Source organism: Thauera sp. K11, from assembly GCF_002354895.1.
GTDB classification, from domain to species: domain Bacteria; phylum Pseudomonadota; class Gammaproteobacteria; order Burkholderiales; family Rhodocyclaceae; genus Thauera; species Thauera sinica.
Genome location: NZ_CP023439.1, coordinates 3,022,726 through 3,039,165, shown reverse-complemented (window position 1 = coordinate 3,039,165; position 16,440 = coordinate 3,022,726). Strand labels below are relative to the sequence as shown.

Genomic DNA, 16,440 nt, shown 5'->3' with positions numbered 1-16,440 from the left:
GGCGCGACGTCCGCAATCTTTCTTCCCCGGCCGGGCCCTACAATGCGGGCCTGGCCGGTTTCCAACACGTCTCTTCCGGAGTCTTCATGAGCAAGTACGTATTCCATGCCGGCGAAGCCACGGTGCTCGCCGCCGAAGGCCAATTCACCGATGCGATGCCCGAGATCCTGATCGGCCGCACCGACGGTCCGGTGGGGCAGGCTTTCGCCAACATGATGGCGCAGACCAAGGGCCACACCGCGATGTTCGCGATCCGCGCCTGCAACCAGATGGTGCGGCCGGCGACGATCACCGTGCCCAAGGTCACGCTGAAGGACATGGCCAACATCGAGCTGTTCGGCGGCGTGGTGCAGTCGGCCACCGCGGATGCGGTGCTGGACTGCGTGATCGAGGGCATCATCCCGAAGGATCTGGCCGACGACCTGTGCATCATCAGCCTGGTGTGGATCGACCCGTGCTGCGCGACCGATCCGAACCTCGACAAGAAGGACATGTACCGCACCAACTACGAGGCCACCCGGCTCGCCATCCGGCGCGCGCTCAACAACGAGCCCTCCATCGACGAACTGATCGCCAACCGCCACACGATCAGGCACGACTACGACGACTGGAGCTGAACGGCCTTTGCAGCCGGGCTTCCGGCACCCGATCGCATGGACTGCTTCGCACTGCTCGACGACTGCGCCGCCACCGCGGCGGAACCGGCGAGCCGCCTCTATACCGGCTTCGTCCGCGAATGCCGCTGCGACGACCCGGCGCGCCTGGACGAAGCCTGGGCGGAGGCGGACCGCGAGATCCGTGCCGGCCGCCACGCCGTGGTGCTGGCCGACTACGAATGGGGCGCGCGCCTGCTGCACGCCGGCGACGGGCGGCTCGCCCCGGCGCAGCATGGCGCGCTGTGCTTCCTGATCTTCTCGTCGCTGCGGCGGTTGTCCGCGGCCGGGGTCGACGCGTGGCTGGCGGCGAAGGAGGGCGGGCCGCAGCCGGCGGGCGGTGGCACGGTCGCCGGCCCGGCGCCCGCCGGCGTGCTCGACATCCGCCCCAGCGTGGACCGCGACGCCTTCCACCGCGCGATCGGGCGCATCCATGCCGCGATCCGCGAGGGCGAGACCTACCAGGTCAACTACACCTACCGGCTGGATTTCCGCGCCTTCGGGGCGCCCGCCAGCCTCTACCGGCGGCTGCGCGCGCGCCAGCCGGTGGCCTACGGCGCCTTCATCGCGCTGCCGCCCTCGCACGACGGGCCGACCCACATCCTGTCGTGTTCGCCGGAACTCTTCCTGTGCAACCGCGGCGGCCACCTTGAGGCCAGGCCGATGAAGGGCACCGCGTCGCGCGCCGGCGTGCCCGAAGGCGACAGCGAGATCGCGCGCATGCTCGGCGGCGACGCCAAGAACCGCGCCGAGAACCTGATGATCGTCGATCTCCTGCGCAACGACCTGGGCCGCATCGCGCGCACCGGCAGCGTGCGCGTGCCGGCGCTGTTCTCGGTCGAGTCCTATCCGACGGTGTTCCAGATGACGTCGACGATCTCGGCGGAACTGCCCGCCGACGCAGGCTTCGCCGACCTGCTGCGCGCCCTGTTTCCCTGCGGCTCGATCACCGGCGCGCCCAAGCACCGCACGATGCAGCTCATCGCCGAACTCGAAAGCACGCCGCGCGGCCTCTACACCGGCGGCATCGGCTGGATCGACGCGCCGGCCGCAGACCGGGCGGCGGCGTGCGGCGACTTCTGCCTGTCGGTGGCCATCCGCACGCTGACGCTGGACGCGCCGGCACAAGCCGGCATGCGCCCGGGGCGGCTGGGCATCGGCGCCGGCATCGTGATCGACAGCCGCGCCGACGACGAGTACGAGGAGTGCCGGCTGAAGGCGCGCTTCCTGACCGGGCTCGACCCCGGATTCGCCCTGTTCGAGACGATGCATGCGACGCGCGAGGCGGGCGTGCGCCATCTCGACCGCCACCTCGGGCGGCTGGCGGGCAGCGCGGAGGAACTCGGCTTCGCGCTGCCCGCCGCCGGCATCCGCGCCGCGCTGGATGCGCAGGTCGCCGCGCTGGCCGCCGGGCAGGCGTTCCGCGTGCGGCTGGCCCTGCACAAGGACGGGCATTTCGACATCGTCGTCGCGCCGCTCGACCCCTTGCCCGACGGGCCGGTGTCCCTGCTCGTCGCCGCCGAACCGGTGGACGGCGCCGATCCCCTGCTGCGCCACAAGACCACGCTGCGCGGGCGGTACGATGCCTCGGTAGCCGAGGCGGCACGCCGCGGTGCGTTCGACACGCTGTTCCACAACGGTGCCGGGGAACTGACCGAGGGCGGGCGCAGCAACGTGTTCCTGCTGGTCGACGGCGGCTGGGTCACGCCGCCGCTTGCCGCGGGCGTGCTGCCGGGGGTGATGCGCGGCGTGCTGCTCGAAGACCCGGCCCTGCGCGCACGCGAGGCGCGGCTGACGCTCGCCGACCTGTACCGCGCCGAGCGCATCGTGGTGTGCAATGCGTTGCGCGGAGCGCGCGAGGCGTGGCTGGCCGTGGAAGGGCGGAACAGTGACGCCTGAGCGGGAACTTGCGCTGTTCGACCTCGATTTCACGCTGGTCCCGTTCGACAGCGGCATGCAGTGGGTGCGCTTCCTGATGGCCGGCGGCATGCTGGAAGCCGGTTTCGACGATGCCTATCTCGCCCTGTGCCGGCGCTACGTGGCGGGGGAGGGCGATGCCGCGGCGCCGCACCGCTTCATGCTGGGCAGTCTGGCGCGCCTGCGGGCGGATGAACTTCCGGCGCTGCAGCGGCGCTTTGCCGCGACGCTGGCCGATGCCGTGCCCAAGGCCGCGCACGCGCTGGTGGCCGGGCATCGGACGGCGGGCCACGTGTGCTGCATCGTCACCGCCACGACGCGTGCGATCGCCGCGCCGTTCGCCGGGCTGTTCGGCATCGAGCACCTGATCGCCAGCGAGGCGCAGCGGGATTCCGGGGGGCGCCATACCGGCGAGATCAGCGGCGAACTGTGCCATGGCGTGGCCAAGGTCCGCCGCGTCGCCGGCTGGCTGCAGTCCCGGGGCGAGGACTGGTACGACTACCCGCGCACGACCTTCTATTCCGATTCCAGCAGCGACCTGCCGCTGCTCTCCGCGGTCAGCCATCCGGTCGCGATCCGCCCCGACGAGACCCTGCGCCGCCACGCGGCGCAGCAGGGCTGGCCGGTGTTCGACGACCTGCAGGCCCTGCATGCGGTGCGCGCGCGAAGCTGAACGTCTGCCGGGCAGGGCGGGTCAAAACTTGTGGCAGATCCTGCCTGGCGAGTTGCTTCAAACTGGTGCAGGTGCTAATTTTTGGCACATCATAAGAAAGATCTGAAACAGGTCTTGCACTGCGTCGCGGCAGACGACGAGGGAAGGAGGAGGTGGGTGTTGCTCCAGCCTAAGGATTCGCGGGATCACGCCATCGTGATCGCGCGCCAGAAGTTCTTCGACGACGGCATCGTTCCGGAAAGCGACGTTTCGCCGGTGATCCTGCGTTCGTGGCAGCGCTGCCGGGACAGCGGCCTGAACCATCTGGACAGCCGGCCGTTGGACCCTGTCGGGCGCCTGCAACTGGCGGAATCCCGCGAGCGCAACGGCACGCTGCTGGCGCATGCGGGCGGCGTGATGGAGCACGTGTTCGACCAGATCCGGGCGTCGGGCAGCATGGTCATGCTGGCCGACGTGGATGGCACGATCATCCACAGCCTGGGCGACCCGTCCTTCGTCGACCGGGCGGGGCGCGTCGCGCTGCAGGCGGGGGCGTGCTGGAGCGAGAAGCTGCGCGGCACCAACGGCATCGGCACCGCGATCGAGGACCGCATGGCGGTGGAAGTGCTGGGCTCCGAGCACTATCTCGACCGCAACGGCTTTCTCACATGCAGTGCGGCGCCGATCTTCGGCACCGACGGCGAACTGGTCGGCGTACTCGACATCTCGGGCGATTTCCGCAACCCGCAGCGCCACACGCTCGGGCTGGTGCGCCTGTCGGTGCAACTGCTCGAGAAGCGCCTGTTCGAGGCCTGCTTTCCGAACGACATCCTCATCGCCTTCCATCCGCGGCCCGAATACCTCGGCAGCTTGCAGGAAGGGCTGCTCGCGCTCGGCGCCGACGGCTCCATCCTCGGCGCCAACGGCGCCGCGCGCGAATGGCTCGCGCGGGCGCGCCGCGGTGCGCCGGTATCGAGCTTCGCCAGTTTTTTCAAGATCGGTTTCGGTGCCATCCTCGACCGCGCGTCGATGGCGCCCAACGCCCTGCTCAAGCTCGATCTGCGGGAGGGCGGCGAGATTTACCTGCAGGTGCGCTCGCTGCGTCCGCTGATGGTGGCGAACCCGCACATGCAGGCGATGGCGCCCTCGGCTGCGGCCGTTCCGGCGGTCGCGGAGGCGCGCCCGAAGGCGCCCGCGGCCGGTGGCGCCGGGCGCAGCGCGGATGTGTCGCTCTCCAGCCTCGCCATCGGCGACGAGCGCCTGCAGCGTGCGCTGGACCGCGCGATGCGCATCGAGGGCAAGGGAATCCCGCTGCTGATCCAGGGCGAATCCGGCGTCGGCAAGGAACTCTTCGCGCGCGCCTTCCACAACAGTGGGCCGCGGGCGGACGGTCCCTTCGTGGCGGTCAATTGCGCGGCGATCCCGGAGAACCTGATCGAATCGGAACTCTTCGGCTACGTCGGCGGCGCCTTCACCGGCGCGCGGCGCGAGGGCAGCATCGGCAAGGTGCAACTGGCGCACGGCGGCACGCTGTTCCTCGACGAGATCGGCGACATGCCGCTGGCGATGCAGACCCGCCTGCTGCGCGTGCTGCAGGAACGCTGCGTGACGCCGGTCGGGTCGACGAAATCGCTTCCGGTCGATATCTCGCTGGTGTGCGCCACCCACCACGCGCTGCGCGAAGCGGTGGCGGCAGGCGAGTTTCGCGAGGACCTCTACTACCGCATCAACGGCCTCACCGTCACGCTGCCGCCGCTGCGCGAGCGCAGCGACATCCGCGCGCTGGTGCAGTCGATCTTCGATGTGGAGCTGGAGGAGGTCCGGCGCTCCGGCGTGTCGATCGGCGAAGAGGTCATGGGCTTCTTCGAGCGCTACGCCTGGCCCGGCAACATCCGCCAGTTGCACAACGTCCTGCGCCTCGCGGTGGCGCTGATGGACGAGGACGAGGACGAACTGTGCGCCATCCACCTGCCGGAGGATCTGTTCGGCAGCGAGCCGTTCGATCATGCACCGTCGTCTGCGCGCAGCGCCGCCGCCGTGGAGCTTGCTGCCGCCGACGCCGCGCCGGCGGCCGAGGGCGGGCGCCTGAAGGCCGAGCCGCGCAGCCTCGACGAGATCAAACTGGAGGCCATCACCTCGGTGATGCGCGAAGTCGGCGGCAACATCTCCGCCGCTGCGCGCCGGCTGGGGGTCAGCCGCAACACCTTGTACCGCAAGCTCGGCCGCATGCACTGACCGCCCCTCCTCCGCCGGCCCGGTGGTGCGATAATCGCCGCTGTTCCACATCAGGCAAGGAAGGGAAATGATCAAGGTTGGCGTTGTAGGCGGGACGGGTTACACCGGCGTGGAACTGCTGCGGCTGCTGTCGCGCCATCCGCAGGTCGAACTGGTCGCGATCACGTCGCGCGGCGAGGCGGGCATGGCGGTGTCGGACATGTTTCCGAGCCTGCGCGGCAGGGTGGGGCTGAAGTTCGTCACGCCGCAGGATGCCGCGCTCGACAAGTGCGATGCGGTGTTCTTCGCAACGCCCAACGGTATCGCGATGCAGCAGGCGGCCGGGCTGGTTGCGGCCGGCGTACGCGTCATCGACCTCGCGGCGGATTTCCGCATCAGCGACATCGCCGAATGGGAGAAGTGGTACGGCATGACGCACGCCGCGCCCGACCTCGTAGCCGAGGCGGTGTATGGCCTGCCCGAAACCAGCCGCGAGCAGATCCGCACGGCGCGCGTGCTCGCCAACCCCGGTTGCTATCCGACCTCGGTGCAACTCGGCTTTCTGCCGCTGGTCGAGGCGGGCGTGGTGGATCTCGCGCACCTGATCGCCGATGCCAAGTCGGGCGTGTCCGGCGCCGGCCGCAAGGCGGAGGTGCCCACGCTGTTCTCCGAGTCGGCCGACAGTTTCAAAGCCTACGGCGTGTCGGGCCACCGCCACCTGCCCGAGATCCGCCAGGGTCTGACGCGCTTCGCCGGACAGCCGGTGGGGCTCACCTTCGTGCCGCATCTCACGCCCATGATCCGCGGCATCCACGCCACCCTGTACGCGCGCCTGACGAAGGACGTCGACCTGCAGGCGCTGTACGAACAGCGTTTCGCCGGCGAGCCTTTCGTCGACGTGATGCCGCAGGGCAGCCACCCCGAAACGCGTTCAGTGCGCGCTTCCAACATGTGCCGCATCGCGGTGCATCGTCCGCAGGGCGGCGACACGGTGGTGGTGCTGTCGGTCATCGACAACCTGGTGAAGGGGGCTGCCGGCCAGGCGGTGCAGAATCTCAACATCATGTTCGGCATCGAGGAGAGCACCGCGCTCGACATCGTGCCGGTCAGCCCATGACGGGAACTTGTCCTGCCCGGAACAATCAGATTTTGACGATAAAGGGGCGGATGGCGCATCATCCGCCCATACCCCCTGCAGAGGAGAAAATATGAGCGCTGTAGCCGAAACCCCCGAAATTCTCGTCTTTACCGACAGCGCCGCGAACAAGGTTCGCGAGTTGATCGAAGAGGAAGGCAATCCCGGTCTGAAACTGCGTGTGTTCGTGTCCGGCGGTGGCTGCTCCGGCTTCCAGTACGGCTTCACTTTCGACGAAGAAGTGAACGAGGACGATACGGCCTACGAGAAAAATGGCGTGACGCTGCTCATCGATCCGATGAGCTACCAGTATCTCGTCGGCGCCGAGATCGATTACTCCGAAGGTCTGGAAGGCTCGCAGTTCGTGATTCGCAATCCCAATGCCACCAGTACCTGCGGCTGTGGTTCTTCCTTCTCCGTCTGATCACGTCGGCGGCAGCGTGGAATGAAAGCGGGGCGCCATCGGCGCCCCGCCTGCTTTCCGGGCTCGCGCCCGGAGGCGCGTCACTCCGCGCGGGCGACCTGCGTGCTGCGGTTGAGCAGCGCGAAGCGGTGCAGCAGCGGCGCGGTGTCGCGTCTGAATGCCTGCAGTTCGCGGCTTTCCAGGGCGTTGGCGAGCGGCAGCGCGACGGTCATCGGGTCGTGCGCCTCGCCATTGATGCGTACCTCGTAGTGCAGGTGCGGGCCGGTCGACATGCCGGTGGTGCCGACATAGCCGATGAGGTCGCCCTGGCTCACCGCTTGTCCCTGCTTCAGGTTGCGGGCGAAGCCGTTCAGGTGCGCGTAGGCGGTGGCGATCCTGCCGCGGTGCTGCAGCACGATGAGGTTGCCGTAGCCGCGCTGCCAGCCGGCGTACTCGACGACGCCGTCGGACGTGGCCTTGACGGGCGTGCCGACGGGCGCGCCGAAATCGACCCCCTTGTGGTCGCGCGCGCGGTTCAGGATGGGGTGGATGCGGCCGCCGAAGCTGGACGTGACGCGTGAGAACTCCAGCGGCGAGCGCAGGAACGCCTGGCCCAGGCTGCGGCCGTCGGCGGTGTAGTACTGCTCCTTGTCCGCGCGCTGATGCAGCACAACGACGTGGCTCTTGCCCTGGTTGATGAATTCCGCGGCGAGCACCCGGCCGGTGCGCACCGCGGTGCCGCGGTCGTAGATCGCCTCGTAGATCACGTTGAAGCGGTCACCCTTGCGCAGGTCGGCATGGAAGTCGATCTCGGTGCCGAACAGTTCGACGAGTTTGTTCGCCACCTCGTCGGGCAGGTCCGCGGCGTCGGTCGCGGCGAACAGCGAACTGCGGATCACGCCGGAACGCATCTCGACGAGCGTGGCCGTCGCCGCTTCGCGATCCGCGCGCAGCTTGAGCCTGCCGTCGCCGCCGCGCTCGACCACGACCCGCTCCCCCTCCTGGCCGGCCGGCAGGGCGAAGGACTGAAGTTGGCCGTTGCCATGCACCACCGCGGTCACCGAGCGGCCGGCCCGCAGTTGCCGCAGGGCCTGCCTGCCCTCGCCGGACTCGGTCAGGAAGGCGAGCGCTTCGGGGTCGTCGATGCGCAAGCGGCGGAACAGGGCTTGCGCCGTGTCGCCGCTCTGCACGCGAAGTTCGCTGACGAAGGGCAGATCGTTCGGGGCCGGAGCGGCCGCCACCGGGGGCGGCAGCCTCTCGACGACGGATCGGGTGACGATCTGGGAAGGCCCTTGCTGGGGCACGGCGATGGCTGCGACCACGCCCGACAGGGAGATTCCCGCCACCGCGGCTACGGCCCATGCGCGGGGGTGGCTGAGGAGTTGGGCCGGCAGTTCGGCTAGAATTCGGGTCTTTCTGGTCTGCATCGGGGCAGCGGCTCCAGAAGTGGACAAAAAAACGAGTGAATTTTAACAAATGTTTCGCCTGCCCTGGAAAGGGTTTTTGGAGAAGTCGAATGAGCGATGTCCAGGCCGCGATCGAACTGATCAAGCGCGGGACCGATGAACTGCTGATCGAGGCCGAACTGGTCGAGAAACTCAAGAGCGGGCGTCCGCTGCGCATCAAGGCCGGCTTCGATCCGACCGCTCCCGACCTGCATCTCGGCCACACCGTGCTGATCAACAAGATGCGGCATTTCCAGGAACTCGGGCATCACGTGACGTTCCTGATCGGCGACTTCACCGGGATGATCGGCGACCCGAGCGGCAAGAACACGACCCGGCCGCCGCTGTCGCGCGAGCAGATCACCGAAAACGCGCAGACCTACCAGGACCAGGTGTTCAAGATCCTGGACCCGGAAAAGACCGAGATCTGCTTCAACTCGGCCTGGATGGAAGGGCTGGGTGCGGCCGGCATGATCCGGCTCGCGGCGCAGCAGACGGTGGCGCGCATGCTCGAGCGCGACGACTTTGCCAGGCGCTATGCCAGCAACCAGTCGATCGCGATCCACGAATTCCTCTACCCGCTGTGCCAGGGGTACGACTCGGTGGCGATGAAGGCCGACGTCGAACTGGGCGGCACCGACCAGCGCTTCAACCTGCTGATGGGGCGTGAGCTGCAGAAGCATTACGGCCAGCCGCCGCAATGCGTGGTGATGGTGCCGCTGCTCGAGGGGCTGGACGGCGTCAACAAGATGTCGAAGTCGCTCGGCAACTACATCGGTATCGCCGAACCGCCGAAGGAGATCTTCGGCAAGACGATGTCGGTGTCGGACACGCTGATGTGGCGCTACTACGACCTGCTGTCCTTCCGCTCGGCGGCGGAGATCGCGCAACTGCGCAGCGAGGTCGAGGGCGGGCGCAATCCGCGCGACGTCAAGGTCATGCTGGCGATGGAACTGGTCGGACGCTTCCACGGCCGGCAGGCGGCGGACGAGGCGCTGGACGATTTCGAGGCCCGCTTCCAGCGCAATGCGATTCCGGACGACCTGCCCGAGGTGCGGGTGGAGGTCGGTGCGCAAGGCATGCCCGTCTTCCAGGTGGTCAGGCAGGCGGGCCTGACCGGCTCCACCTCGGAGGCGATGCGCATGATCGAACAGGGGGCGGTGAAGCTCGACGGCGAGCGGGTGGACGACAAAGGCCTGGTGCTGGCCGCCGGCGCGACCGTCGTGCTGCAGGTCGGCAAGCGCAAGTTCGCCGCCGTGGTGCTCGAATGAGGCAGGCATCCGGCGCGGACCGCGGGGAGCGGGCGTCGTGACCACGGCCGACGCGGCGCGCCCGATCGGCGTGTTCGATTCCGGCGTCGGCGGGCTCACCGTCGTGCGCGCGCTGATGGAGCGCCTGCCGCTCGAGAGCATCATCTACTTCGGCGACACCGCGCGCGTGCCCTACGGCGTCAAGTCGGTGGCCACGATCGAGCACTTCACCGAGCAGATCACCCGCTTTCTGCTGCAGCGCGACGTGAAGATGCTGATCATCGCCTGCAACACGATGGCGGCTGTGGCGGCGCACGTGGTGCACAGGCTGGCCGGCAGCATTCCGGTGCTCGACGTCATCGAGGCCGGCGCGCGCGCCGCGGTGGCGGAGTCGCCCGGCGGGCGCATCGGCGTGATCGGCACGCCGACCACCATCAACAGCAATGCCTATGCCCGCCGCATGCACGCGCTGGATGCGTCCGTGCGGGTGTATTCGCAGGCGTGCCCGCTGTTCGTGCCGCTGGTGGAAGAGGGCTGGCTGGACCACGAGGTCACCCGCCTCACCGCGCAGGAGTATCTGCGCCCGGTGCTGGCCGAGGATGTCGACAGCCTGGTGCTGGGCTGCACGCACTACCCGCTGCTCAAGCCCTTGCTGCGCGACGTGGCCGGGCCGGCGGTGAAGCTGATCGATTCGGCCGTCACCACCGCGGAATTTGCCGCGCAGCGGCTGCAGCACGAAAGGCTGGCATACGGTGGAGATTCACCGGCAACCTACCGCTGCGTGGTCAGCGACGTGCCGCTGCGCTTCCAGACCATAGGCGAGCGCTTTCTCGGCCGTTCGCTCGGCCAGGTCGAAAAGGTGGACTGGTAGCACCCGCGGCCGTCGCGGGCCGCTTCGCGCGGGATCAGGCCGGGCCGGTGGCGACCGGCCGCGACGGGTCGGCGCACCATTCGCTCCACGAGCCGGCATACAGGCGCGATCCGGGAAAGCCCGCCGCCTCCATCGCCAGCAGGTTGTGGCAGGCGGTGACGCCGGAGCCGCACTGGTGCACGACCTGGTGCGGATTGCGCCCGGCGAGCAGGGTGCCGAACTCCTCGCGCAGCATCGACGCTTGCTTGAAGCAGCCGTCCTCCTCGAGGTTGTCGCGGAAGAAGCGGTTGATGGCGCCGGGGATGTGGCCGCCGACCGGGTCGAGCATCTCGTTCTCGCCGCGGAAGCGGTCGGGGCTGCGGGCATCGACCAGCAGCATGTCGGGCTTGCCCAGGTGCGCGGCGACGTAGTCCGCGTCCACCCGCCCGGGCTGGAGGGAGAAGGTATAGCTGCGCGCCGTCGTTTCGGGCGTTTCGCCATCGAGCGCCTGCGCGGCCCGGCACCACGCCTGCAGGCCGCCGTCGAGCACCGCCACGCGACGGTGACCGAGCCAGCGCATGAGCCACCACAGGCGCGCGGCGAACATGCCGTTGGTGTCGTCGTAGGCCACCACCTGGCAGTGGTTGTCGATGCCGCATTCGCCCAGCCGCGCGGCGAGCTGTGCCGGATCGGGCAGCGGATGGCGGCCGTTGCCGCCGGTGCGGAACCCCGACAGGTCGGAGTCGAGATCGAGGTAGAAAGCGCCGGGAAGGTGGCTGCGGCGCCAGGCCTGGTAGCCGAAATCGGGGTTGGTCAGGTCGAAGCGGCAATCGACGACGACCCAGCCGGGGTCGTGCAGGTGCTGTGCCAGATCCAGCGCGCCGATCAGTGTCGCGAAGGATGCATTCACCGCGCCGCCTCTGCCGTTTCCGCCAGCCAGTCGCGGGCTTCGGCCTCGTCGTCGAAGACCTGCACCTCCGCATCGACGAAGAGCTGCGACACCCACGCACTCCAGGTCACCCACTGGTCTTCGGTGAGGACGGCGATGCGCCGGAAGTCGTGCGCGTGTTGGCGCGAGAACTTGATCTCCTCCCACGCCACATCGAGCGTGAAACCGGCCATCTCGCGCAAGTCCATCAGCAGGTCGACCTGGCCCTGGAACTGCACCTTGAAGTTCACCAGCTCTTCGAATTCCTTGTAGTCGGCGAGCGTGAATTCGCCGAAGACGGTGACGGCTACCAGGCTGGCGCTGTGCTCGGTGGTGATCATGGCGGCCTCCGCAGGGCATTGAAGTTGGTTCTCACTATAGCCCTCGCGCCTGCACCGCTCAATCGCGGCCCGTGAGGCGGCGGCGCTCAGCCGGGGCGGCCCGCGGCGAGCGACACGAAGATGCCGCTGGCGACGATGAGCGCGATCGCCGCCCACGCCGCCAGCGCCAGGTGTTCGTCCCACAGCAGCGCGCCGAAGAGGCTGGCGAAGATCACCGTGGAATAGCTCAGGCTCGCCGACACCACCGTGCGCCCGTAACGGTAGGAACGCGTCATCGCCAGTTGGGCCAGTCCGCCGAAGAGCCCCGCGCCCAGCACCGTGGCCAGGCCGTCCGCATCGGGCGGATGGAAGTCGCCGGTGGCGGCCCATGCCAGGCCGAGCAGCGACGTGACGAGCGAGAACCAGAACACCGTGCGGACCTCCGGTTCGCCCACGCGGCCGAGTTCGCGCACGCTGATGTAGGCGAGGCTGGCGATGGCGCCCGAGCCCAGCCCGACCGCCGCGCCCAGCCATTGCTCGGGCCGCAGCGTCGGCTGCAGCAGCAGCGCGACACCGGCGAAGCCGACGAGGACCGAGCCCAGCACCGGCCAGCGCAGCCGCTCGCCGAACCGCAGGGCGAGCAGCAACGCGACGAAGATCGGCGACGTGTAGCTCAGGGTCGCGGCCGTGGCCAGCGGCAGGATGCCGATGGCGAAGAAGTAGCTCATCAGCGCCACCGACCCCGACACGCTGCGCGACAACTGCATCCGCCAGTGCGGCGTGGCCAGCGCAATGCCCTGTGCCCGGGCGGCGGCCAGCATCATCAGCACGCCGACGAAGCCCCGGTAGAACACCAGTTCGCCGGTCGAGAAGCGGCCGGACCCCAGCTTCACGCACACGCCCATGCAGGCGAAGAAGAAGCTGGCGACGATCATCCACAAGATGGGCATGGCGACGATGTTGCGGTGCAGAATCCGAAGGCGGGATTGAACCATATCCGGCTGCCGGCCGGGACCTCGCGCGGATGCCGATGGCCTGCAGCGTCCGGCGGCCCGGATCGTGTCTGCGGAGGCCCTCGCGGTCGCGCGGCGCGGGCGAATCGGGTTAGGCTGGAATCCGCATGGATGCACCTATACGGGGGGATGACGATGGGCTACCTGCTGGCCCTGGACCAGGGCACGACGAGTTCGCGGGCGATGGTGTTCGATGCGGACGGGTGCCTGCGCGGTGCGGCGCAACTGGGTTTCGCCCAGCACTACCCGCAGCCCGGCTGGGTCGAGCATGACGCCCATGAAATCCTGCGGACACAGCTCGACTGCGTCCGCATGGCGCTCGTTGACGCCGGCGTGCGGGCGGACGAACTGGCCGCCCTGGGCATCGCCAACCAGCGCGAAACCACCGTGCTGTGGGAGCGCGCCGGCGGCCGCGCGCTGGCACCCGCCATCGTCTGGCAGGACCGGCGCACCGCCGCCGTCTGCGACCGCCTGCGCGCGCAAGGCTGGGCCGACGACCTGCGCGAGCGCACCGGCCTGGAGCTGGACCCCTATTTTTCCGCCACCAAGCTCGCCTGGCTGCTCGATCACCTGCCCGGCGCGCGCGACCGCGCCGAACGCGGCGAACTGGCCTTCGGCACCATCGATAGCTGGCTGGTCTGGCACCTGAGCGGAGGCCGGCTGCACGTCACCGATCCCGGCAACGCATCGCGCACGCTGCTGTACAACCTGCACACGCGGGATTGGGACCCGCTGCTGCTGGAACGCTTCCGCATTCCGCCGCGCCTCTTGCCCGCAGTGGTGGACAGCATCGGCGTGTGCGGCGAGACCGACCCTGGCGTGCTCGGCGCGGCGGTGCCGATCGCCGGCCTTGCGGGCGACCAGCAGGCGGCCACCTTCGGCCAGGCGTGCTTCGCACCGGGCATGGCGAAGAATACCTATGGCACCGGCTGCTTCCTGCTGATGAACACCGGCGGGGCGCCGGTCGCCTCGCGCAACCGCTTGCTGACCACCGTCGCCTGGTCGGGGCCGGGCGGAACCCGCTATGCGCTCGAAGGCAGCGTGTTCATGGGCGGTGCGACCGTGCAGTGGCTGCGCGACGCGCTCGGCCTGATAAAGCGTGCTGCCGACATCGAGGCGCTCGCCGCCAGCGTGGCGGACAGTGGAGGCGTGGTGATGGTGCCGGCCTTCACCGGCCTGGGGGCGCCGCATTGGGATGCCTACGCGCGTGGTGCGCTGCTCGGGCTGACCCGCGGCACCGGCGCCGGCCACATCGCGCGGGCGGCGCTGGAAGCGATCGCGCTGCAGACCGTCGATCTGGTCGAGGCGATGAAGCGGGATGGCGCCGCGCCGCTGAGCGAACTGCGCGTGGACGGCGGCGCGGCGGCGAACGACCTGCTGATGCAGATCCAGGCCGATCTGCTGGGGGTGCCGGTGCTGCGGCCGCGCATGCTCGAAACCACCGCGCTGGGCGCGACCTTCCTCGCTGGCCTGGGGGTCGGCATATGGCCGGGTCCGGACGCGCTGGCGGCGCAGTGGCAGGTCGACCGCGTCTTCTCGCCGTCGCTGCCGGCCGACGTGCGTGAGGCGGTGTGCGCGCGCTGGCAGCGCGCAATCGAACGGACGAAGGGGTGGGAATCGCAATGATGATGCTGGACATGATCGACCGGGAGAGGGAATGCGCACCCCGGACCCATCGCGCCCCGCGCTGATCGCACGCCTGCGCGGGCGGCGCAATTGGGACGTGATCGTCGTCGGCGGCGGCGCCACCGGCCTGGGCTGTGCCGTCGATGCCGCCGCGCGCGGCCATTCGGTGCTGTTGCTGGAAGCGCGCGACTTTGCCGCCGGCACCAGTTCGCGTGCCACCAAGCTCATCCACGGCGGCGTGCGCTACCTGGCGCAGGGGCGCTTCGCCCTGGTGCGCGAAGCGCTCGCCGAACGCGCGCGGCTGCTCGAGAACGCTCCCCACCTGGTGCAGCCGCTGCGCTTCGTGGTGCCGGCCTACCGCTGGTACGACCGGCCGCTAATCGGCGCCGGGCTGGCCGCGTACGACCTGCTCGCCGGCGGCGGCCTTGGCCGCCGCCGCTTGCTCGATGCCGCGCGCACGGTGGCGGCGCTGCCCACGGTGAGAACGGAAGGGCTGTGCGGCGGCGTGGCCTACATGGATGCGCAGTTCGACGACGCACGTCTTGCGCTGGCGCTCGCGCGCACGGTGTTCGATCTGGGCGGAACGGCGATCAACCACTGCGAGGTGAGCGGCCTCGCCGTCGAAGGCGGCCGCGTCTGCGGCGTGCGTGTCCGGGACTGCGAAACGGGCGAAGCGTACGACGCGGCTGCCCGGGTGGTGATCAATGCCGCCGGCGTGTGGGCCGATACCGTCCGCCGCCTGGCCGATCCGGCCGTGCCGGGCCTGTTGCGCCCGAGCCAGGGCGTGCACCTGGTCGTCGGCCGCGAGTTCCTGCCCGGCCCGGATGCCATGCTGGTGCCGCGCACAGCCGATGGGCGGGTGCTGTTCGCGATCCCGTGGCAGGGCAGGGTGCTGCTCGGCACCACCGACACGCCGCGTCCGGATGCACCGTTCGAGCCGCGTCCGCTGCCGGGCGAGGTGGATTTCATCCTCGCCACGGCCGCCCGCCATCTGGCGCGGGCGCCGGGCCGCGCCGACGTGCTCAGCGCATTCGTCGGGCTGCGGCCGCTGATCGGTGTCGGCGAGGCCTCGGCCACCCGCAACCTGTCGCGGGAGCACGTCGTCGACGTGTCGTCCGGCGGGCTGGTCAGCGTGACCGGCGGCAAATGGACGACCTACCGCCTGATGGCGCAGGACGCGGTCGACGCGGCGCAGTCGGTGGCGGGCCTGCCGCGGCGCGACTCGCCGACCGCGCGCCTGCCGCTGCATGGCGCGCCGCGGGCGGACGGCGCGGCGGCGCCAAAAGACCCCTACGGCACCGACCGCGAGCAGGTCGACCGGCTGCCCGGCGCGCGCCGCCGGCTGGTCGAAGGCTTCACGCTGACCGAGGCCGAGGTGCGATATGCCGCGCGCGCCGAATTCGCCCGCACGGTGGAGGATGTCCTGGCGCGGAGGCATCGGGCGCTGTTCCTCGATGCCGCGCTGGCGGCCGAGGCCGCTCCCGCGGTGGCCGCCATCCTGGCGGAGGAAAGGGGTGTCGGCGCCGACTGGTGCGCGGCCGAGTGCGCGCGCTTTTCCGCCCTGGCCGCCCGCTACCGCGATCCGGGCGCGGAGGACTGACCGCCGCCATGGGCCGGCCGGTGCGGCGTCGCGCTCAGGAGCGCGCGGTGCAGCCGAGCGCCTCGGGCCGCACGATCGCGGTATTGGCGGCTGCGCGCAACAACTGCCGGCTCCGCGCATGGACGATTGCGACCAGGCGCGCCGCGCGGCTCTCGGCCGGCGGCTGCAGCCTGATGCGGGCGGCGCCGTCAGCCTCGATGAGGGCGTGGCCTCCTTCGGGCAGCACGAAGCGCTCGCCGGCGGACAGCCACTTGTCCTGTGAATGTCCCTCAAGTGTGAGCCAGGCGCGCCCGGCTTCGCAGATCACGGCCCAGCCCTCTGCGTCGCGCACGGACAGCAGCCGATCGACGTCGAAGGTCTGCACGAACGATGCTAATCTGGCTTCCACGATGCTCTTCCTCGGTCGGTTGCGGTGCTTCATTGTGGTCGAGCCC

Annotated in this window: 15 protein-coding genes; 10 read left to right on the top strand and 5 right to left on the bottom strand. The window is 69.7% G+C overall.

The window, feature by feature from the left end; all coding sequences use genetic code 11:
• The first annotated feature begins 86 nt into the window (after positions 1-86).
• From fae to erpA, 6 genes are all read left to right on the top strand, one after another.
• Positions 87-617: a formaldehyde-activating enzyme gene (fae, locus tag CCZ27_RS13170; RefSeq protein WP_096448856.1), complete on the top strand. Its 531-nt coding sequence runs from the start codon at positions 87-89 to the stop codon at positions 615-617.
• A gap of 36 nt (positions 618-653) precedes the next feature.
• Positions 654-2,552, top strand: coding sequence for a chorismate-binding protein (locus tag CCZ27_RS13165; protein ID WP_096448854.1), 1,899 nt, complete (start codon positions 654-656; stop codon positions 2,550-2,552).
• The gene (locus CCZ27_RS13160) at positions 2,542-3,243 is read left to right on the top strand and encodes an HAD family hydrolase (protein WP_232516383.1); all 702 of its coding nucleotides are present in this window, start codon (positions 2,542-2,544) and stop codon (positions 3,241-3,243) included. Before CCZ27_RS13165 ends, CCZ27_RS13160 begins: the two co-directional genes overlap by 11 nt.
• A 156-nt stretch (positions 3,244-3,399) precedes the next feature.
• On the top strand, positions 3,400-5,457 hold the full coding sequence (locus CCZ27_RS13155; protein ID WP_096448850.1) for a sigma-54-dependent Fis family transcriptional regulator: 2,058 nt from the start codon (positions 3,400-3,402) through the stop codon (positions 5,455-5,457).
• Positions 5,458-5,524: 67 nt separating this feature from the next.
• The gene (argC, locus tag CCZ27_RS13150; protein ID WP_096448848.1) at positions 5,525-6,553 is read left to right on the top strand and encodes an N-acetyl-gamma-glutamyl-phosphate reductase; all 1,029 of its coding nucleotides are present in this window, start codon (positions 5,525-5,527) and stop codon (positions 6,551-6,553) included.
• Positions 6,554-6,644: 91 nt separating this feature from the next.
• Positions 6,645-6,995, top strand: a complete 351-nt coding sequence (gene erpA, locus CCZ27_RS13145; protein WP_096448846.1) for an iron-sulfur cluster insertion protein ErpA — start codon at positions 6,645-6,647, stop codon at positions 6,993-6,995.
• A gap of 80 nt (positions 6,996-7,075) precedes the next feature.
• Here the strand turns inward: erpA and CCZ27_RS13140 are convergent, their stop codons facing one another.
• Positions 7,076-8,401, bottom strand: coding sequence for a M23 family metallopeptidase (locus CCZ27_RS13140; protein WP_096448844.1), 1,326 nt, complete (start codon positions 8,399-8,401; stop codon positions 7,076-7,078).
• A gap of 89 nt (positions 8,402-8,490) precedes the next feature.
• Here CCZ27_RS13140 and tyrS point away from each other — a divergent pair, with 89 nt between their 5' ends.
• Together tyrS and murI are read left to right on the top strand one after the other, a co-directional pair.
• Entirely contained in the window at positions 8,491-9,690 is a 1,200-nt protein-coding gene (gene tyrS, locus CCZ27_RS13135) for a tyrosine--tRNA ligase (RefSeq protein ID WP_096448842.1), read from the top strand.
• A 37-nt stretch (positions 9,691-9,727) separates the two neighbouring features.
• A complete protein-coding gene (gene murI / locus CCZ27_RS13130; RefSeq protein ID WP_096448840.1) occupies positions 9,728-10,540 on the top strand; it encodes a glutamate racemase in 813 nt (270 codons plus the stop codon).
• Positions 10,541-10,574: 34 nt separating this feature from the next.
• On the opposite strand, the gene CCZ27_RS13125 is transcribed toward murI, so the two are convergent.
• From CCZ27_RS13125 to CCZ27_RS13115, 3 genes are all read right to left on the bottom strand, one after another.
• On the bottom strand, positions 10,575-11,429 hold the full coding sequence (locus CCZ27_RS13125; RefSeq protein WP_096448838.1) for a sulfurtransferase: 855 nt from the start codon (positions 11,427-11,429) through the stop codon (positions 10,575-10,577).
• Entirely contained in the window at positions 11,426-11,788 is a 363-nt protein-coding gene (locus CCZ27_RS13120; RefSeq protein WP_096448836.1) for a SpoIIAA family protein, read from the bottom strand. The genes CCZ27_RS13125 and CCZ27_RS13120 overlap by 4 nt, the downstream gene beginning before the upstream one ends.
• A gap of 86 nt (positions 11,789-11,874) precedes the next feature.
• Positions 11,875-12,717 carry a DMT family transporter gene (locus tag CCZ27_RS13115; RefSeq protein ID WP_096452529.1) on the bottom strand — a complete coding sequence of 281 codons (843 nt, stop codon included), beginning with the start codon at positions 12,715-12,717 and terminating at the stop codon, positions 11,875-11,877.
• Between the two features lie 198 nt (positions 12,718-12,915).
• Here CCZ27_RS13115 and glpK point away from each other — a divergent pair, with 198 nt between their 5' ends.
• Entirely contained in the window at positions 12,916-14,406 is a 1,491-nt protein-coding gene (gene glpK / locus CCZ27_RS13110; protein WP_096452527.1) for a glycerol kinase GlpK, read from the top strand.
• A gap of 31 nt (positions 14,407-14,437) precedes the next feature.
• Complete coding sequence (locus CCZ27_RS13105; protein WP_096448834.1) at positions 14,438-16,006, top strand: glycerol-3-phosphate dehydrogenase/oxidase; 1,569 nt, start codon at positions 14,438-14,440, stop codon at positions 16,004-16,006.
• A gap of 34 nt (positions 16,007-16,040) precedes the next feature.
• Here the strand turns inward: CCZ27_RS13105 and CCZ27_RS13100 are convergent, their stop codons facing one another.
• A complete protein-coding gene (locus CCZ27_RS13100; protein WP_232516382.1) occupies positions 16,041-16,394 on the bottom strand; it encodes a DUF2917 domain-containing protein in 354 nt (117 codons plus the stop codon).
• Positions 16,395-16,440: the final 46 nt, after the last annotated feature.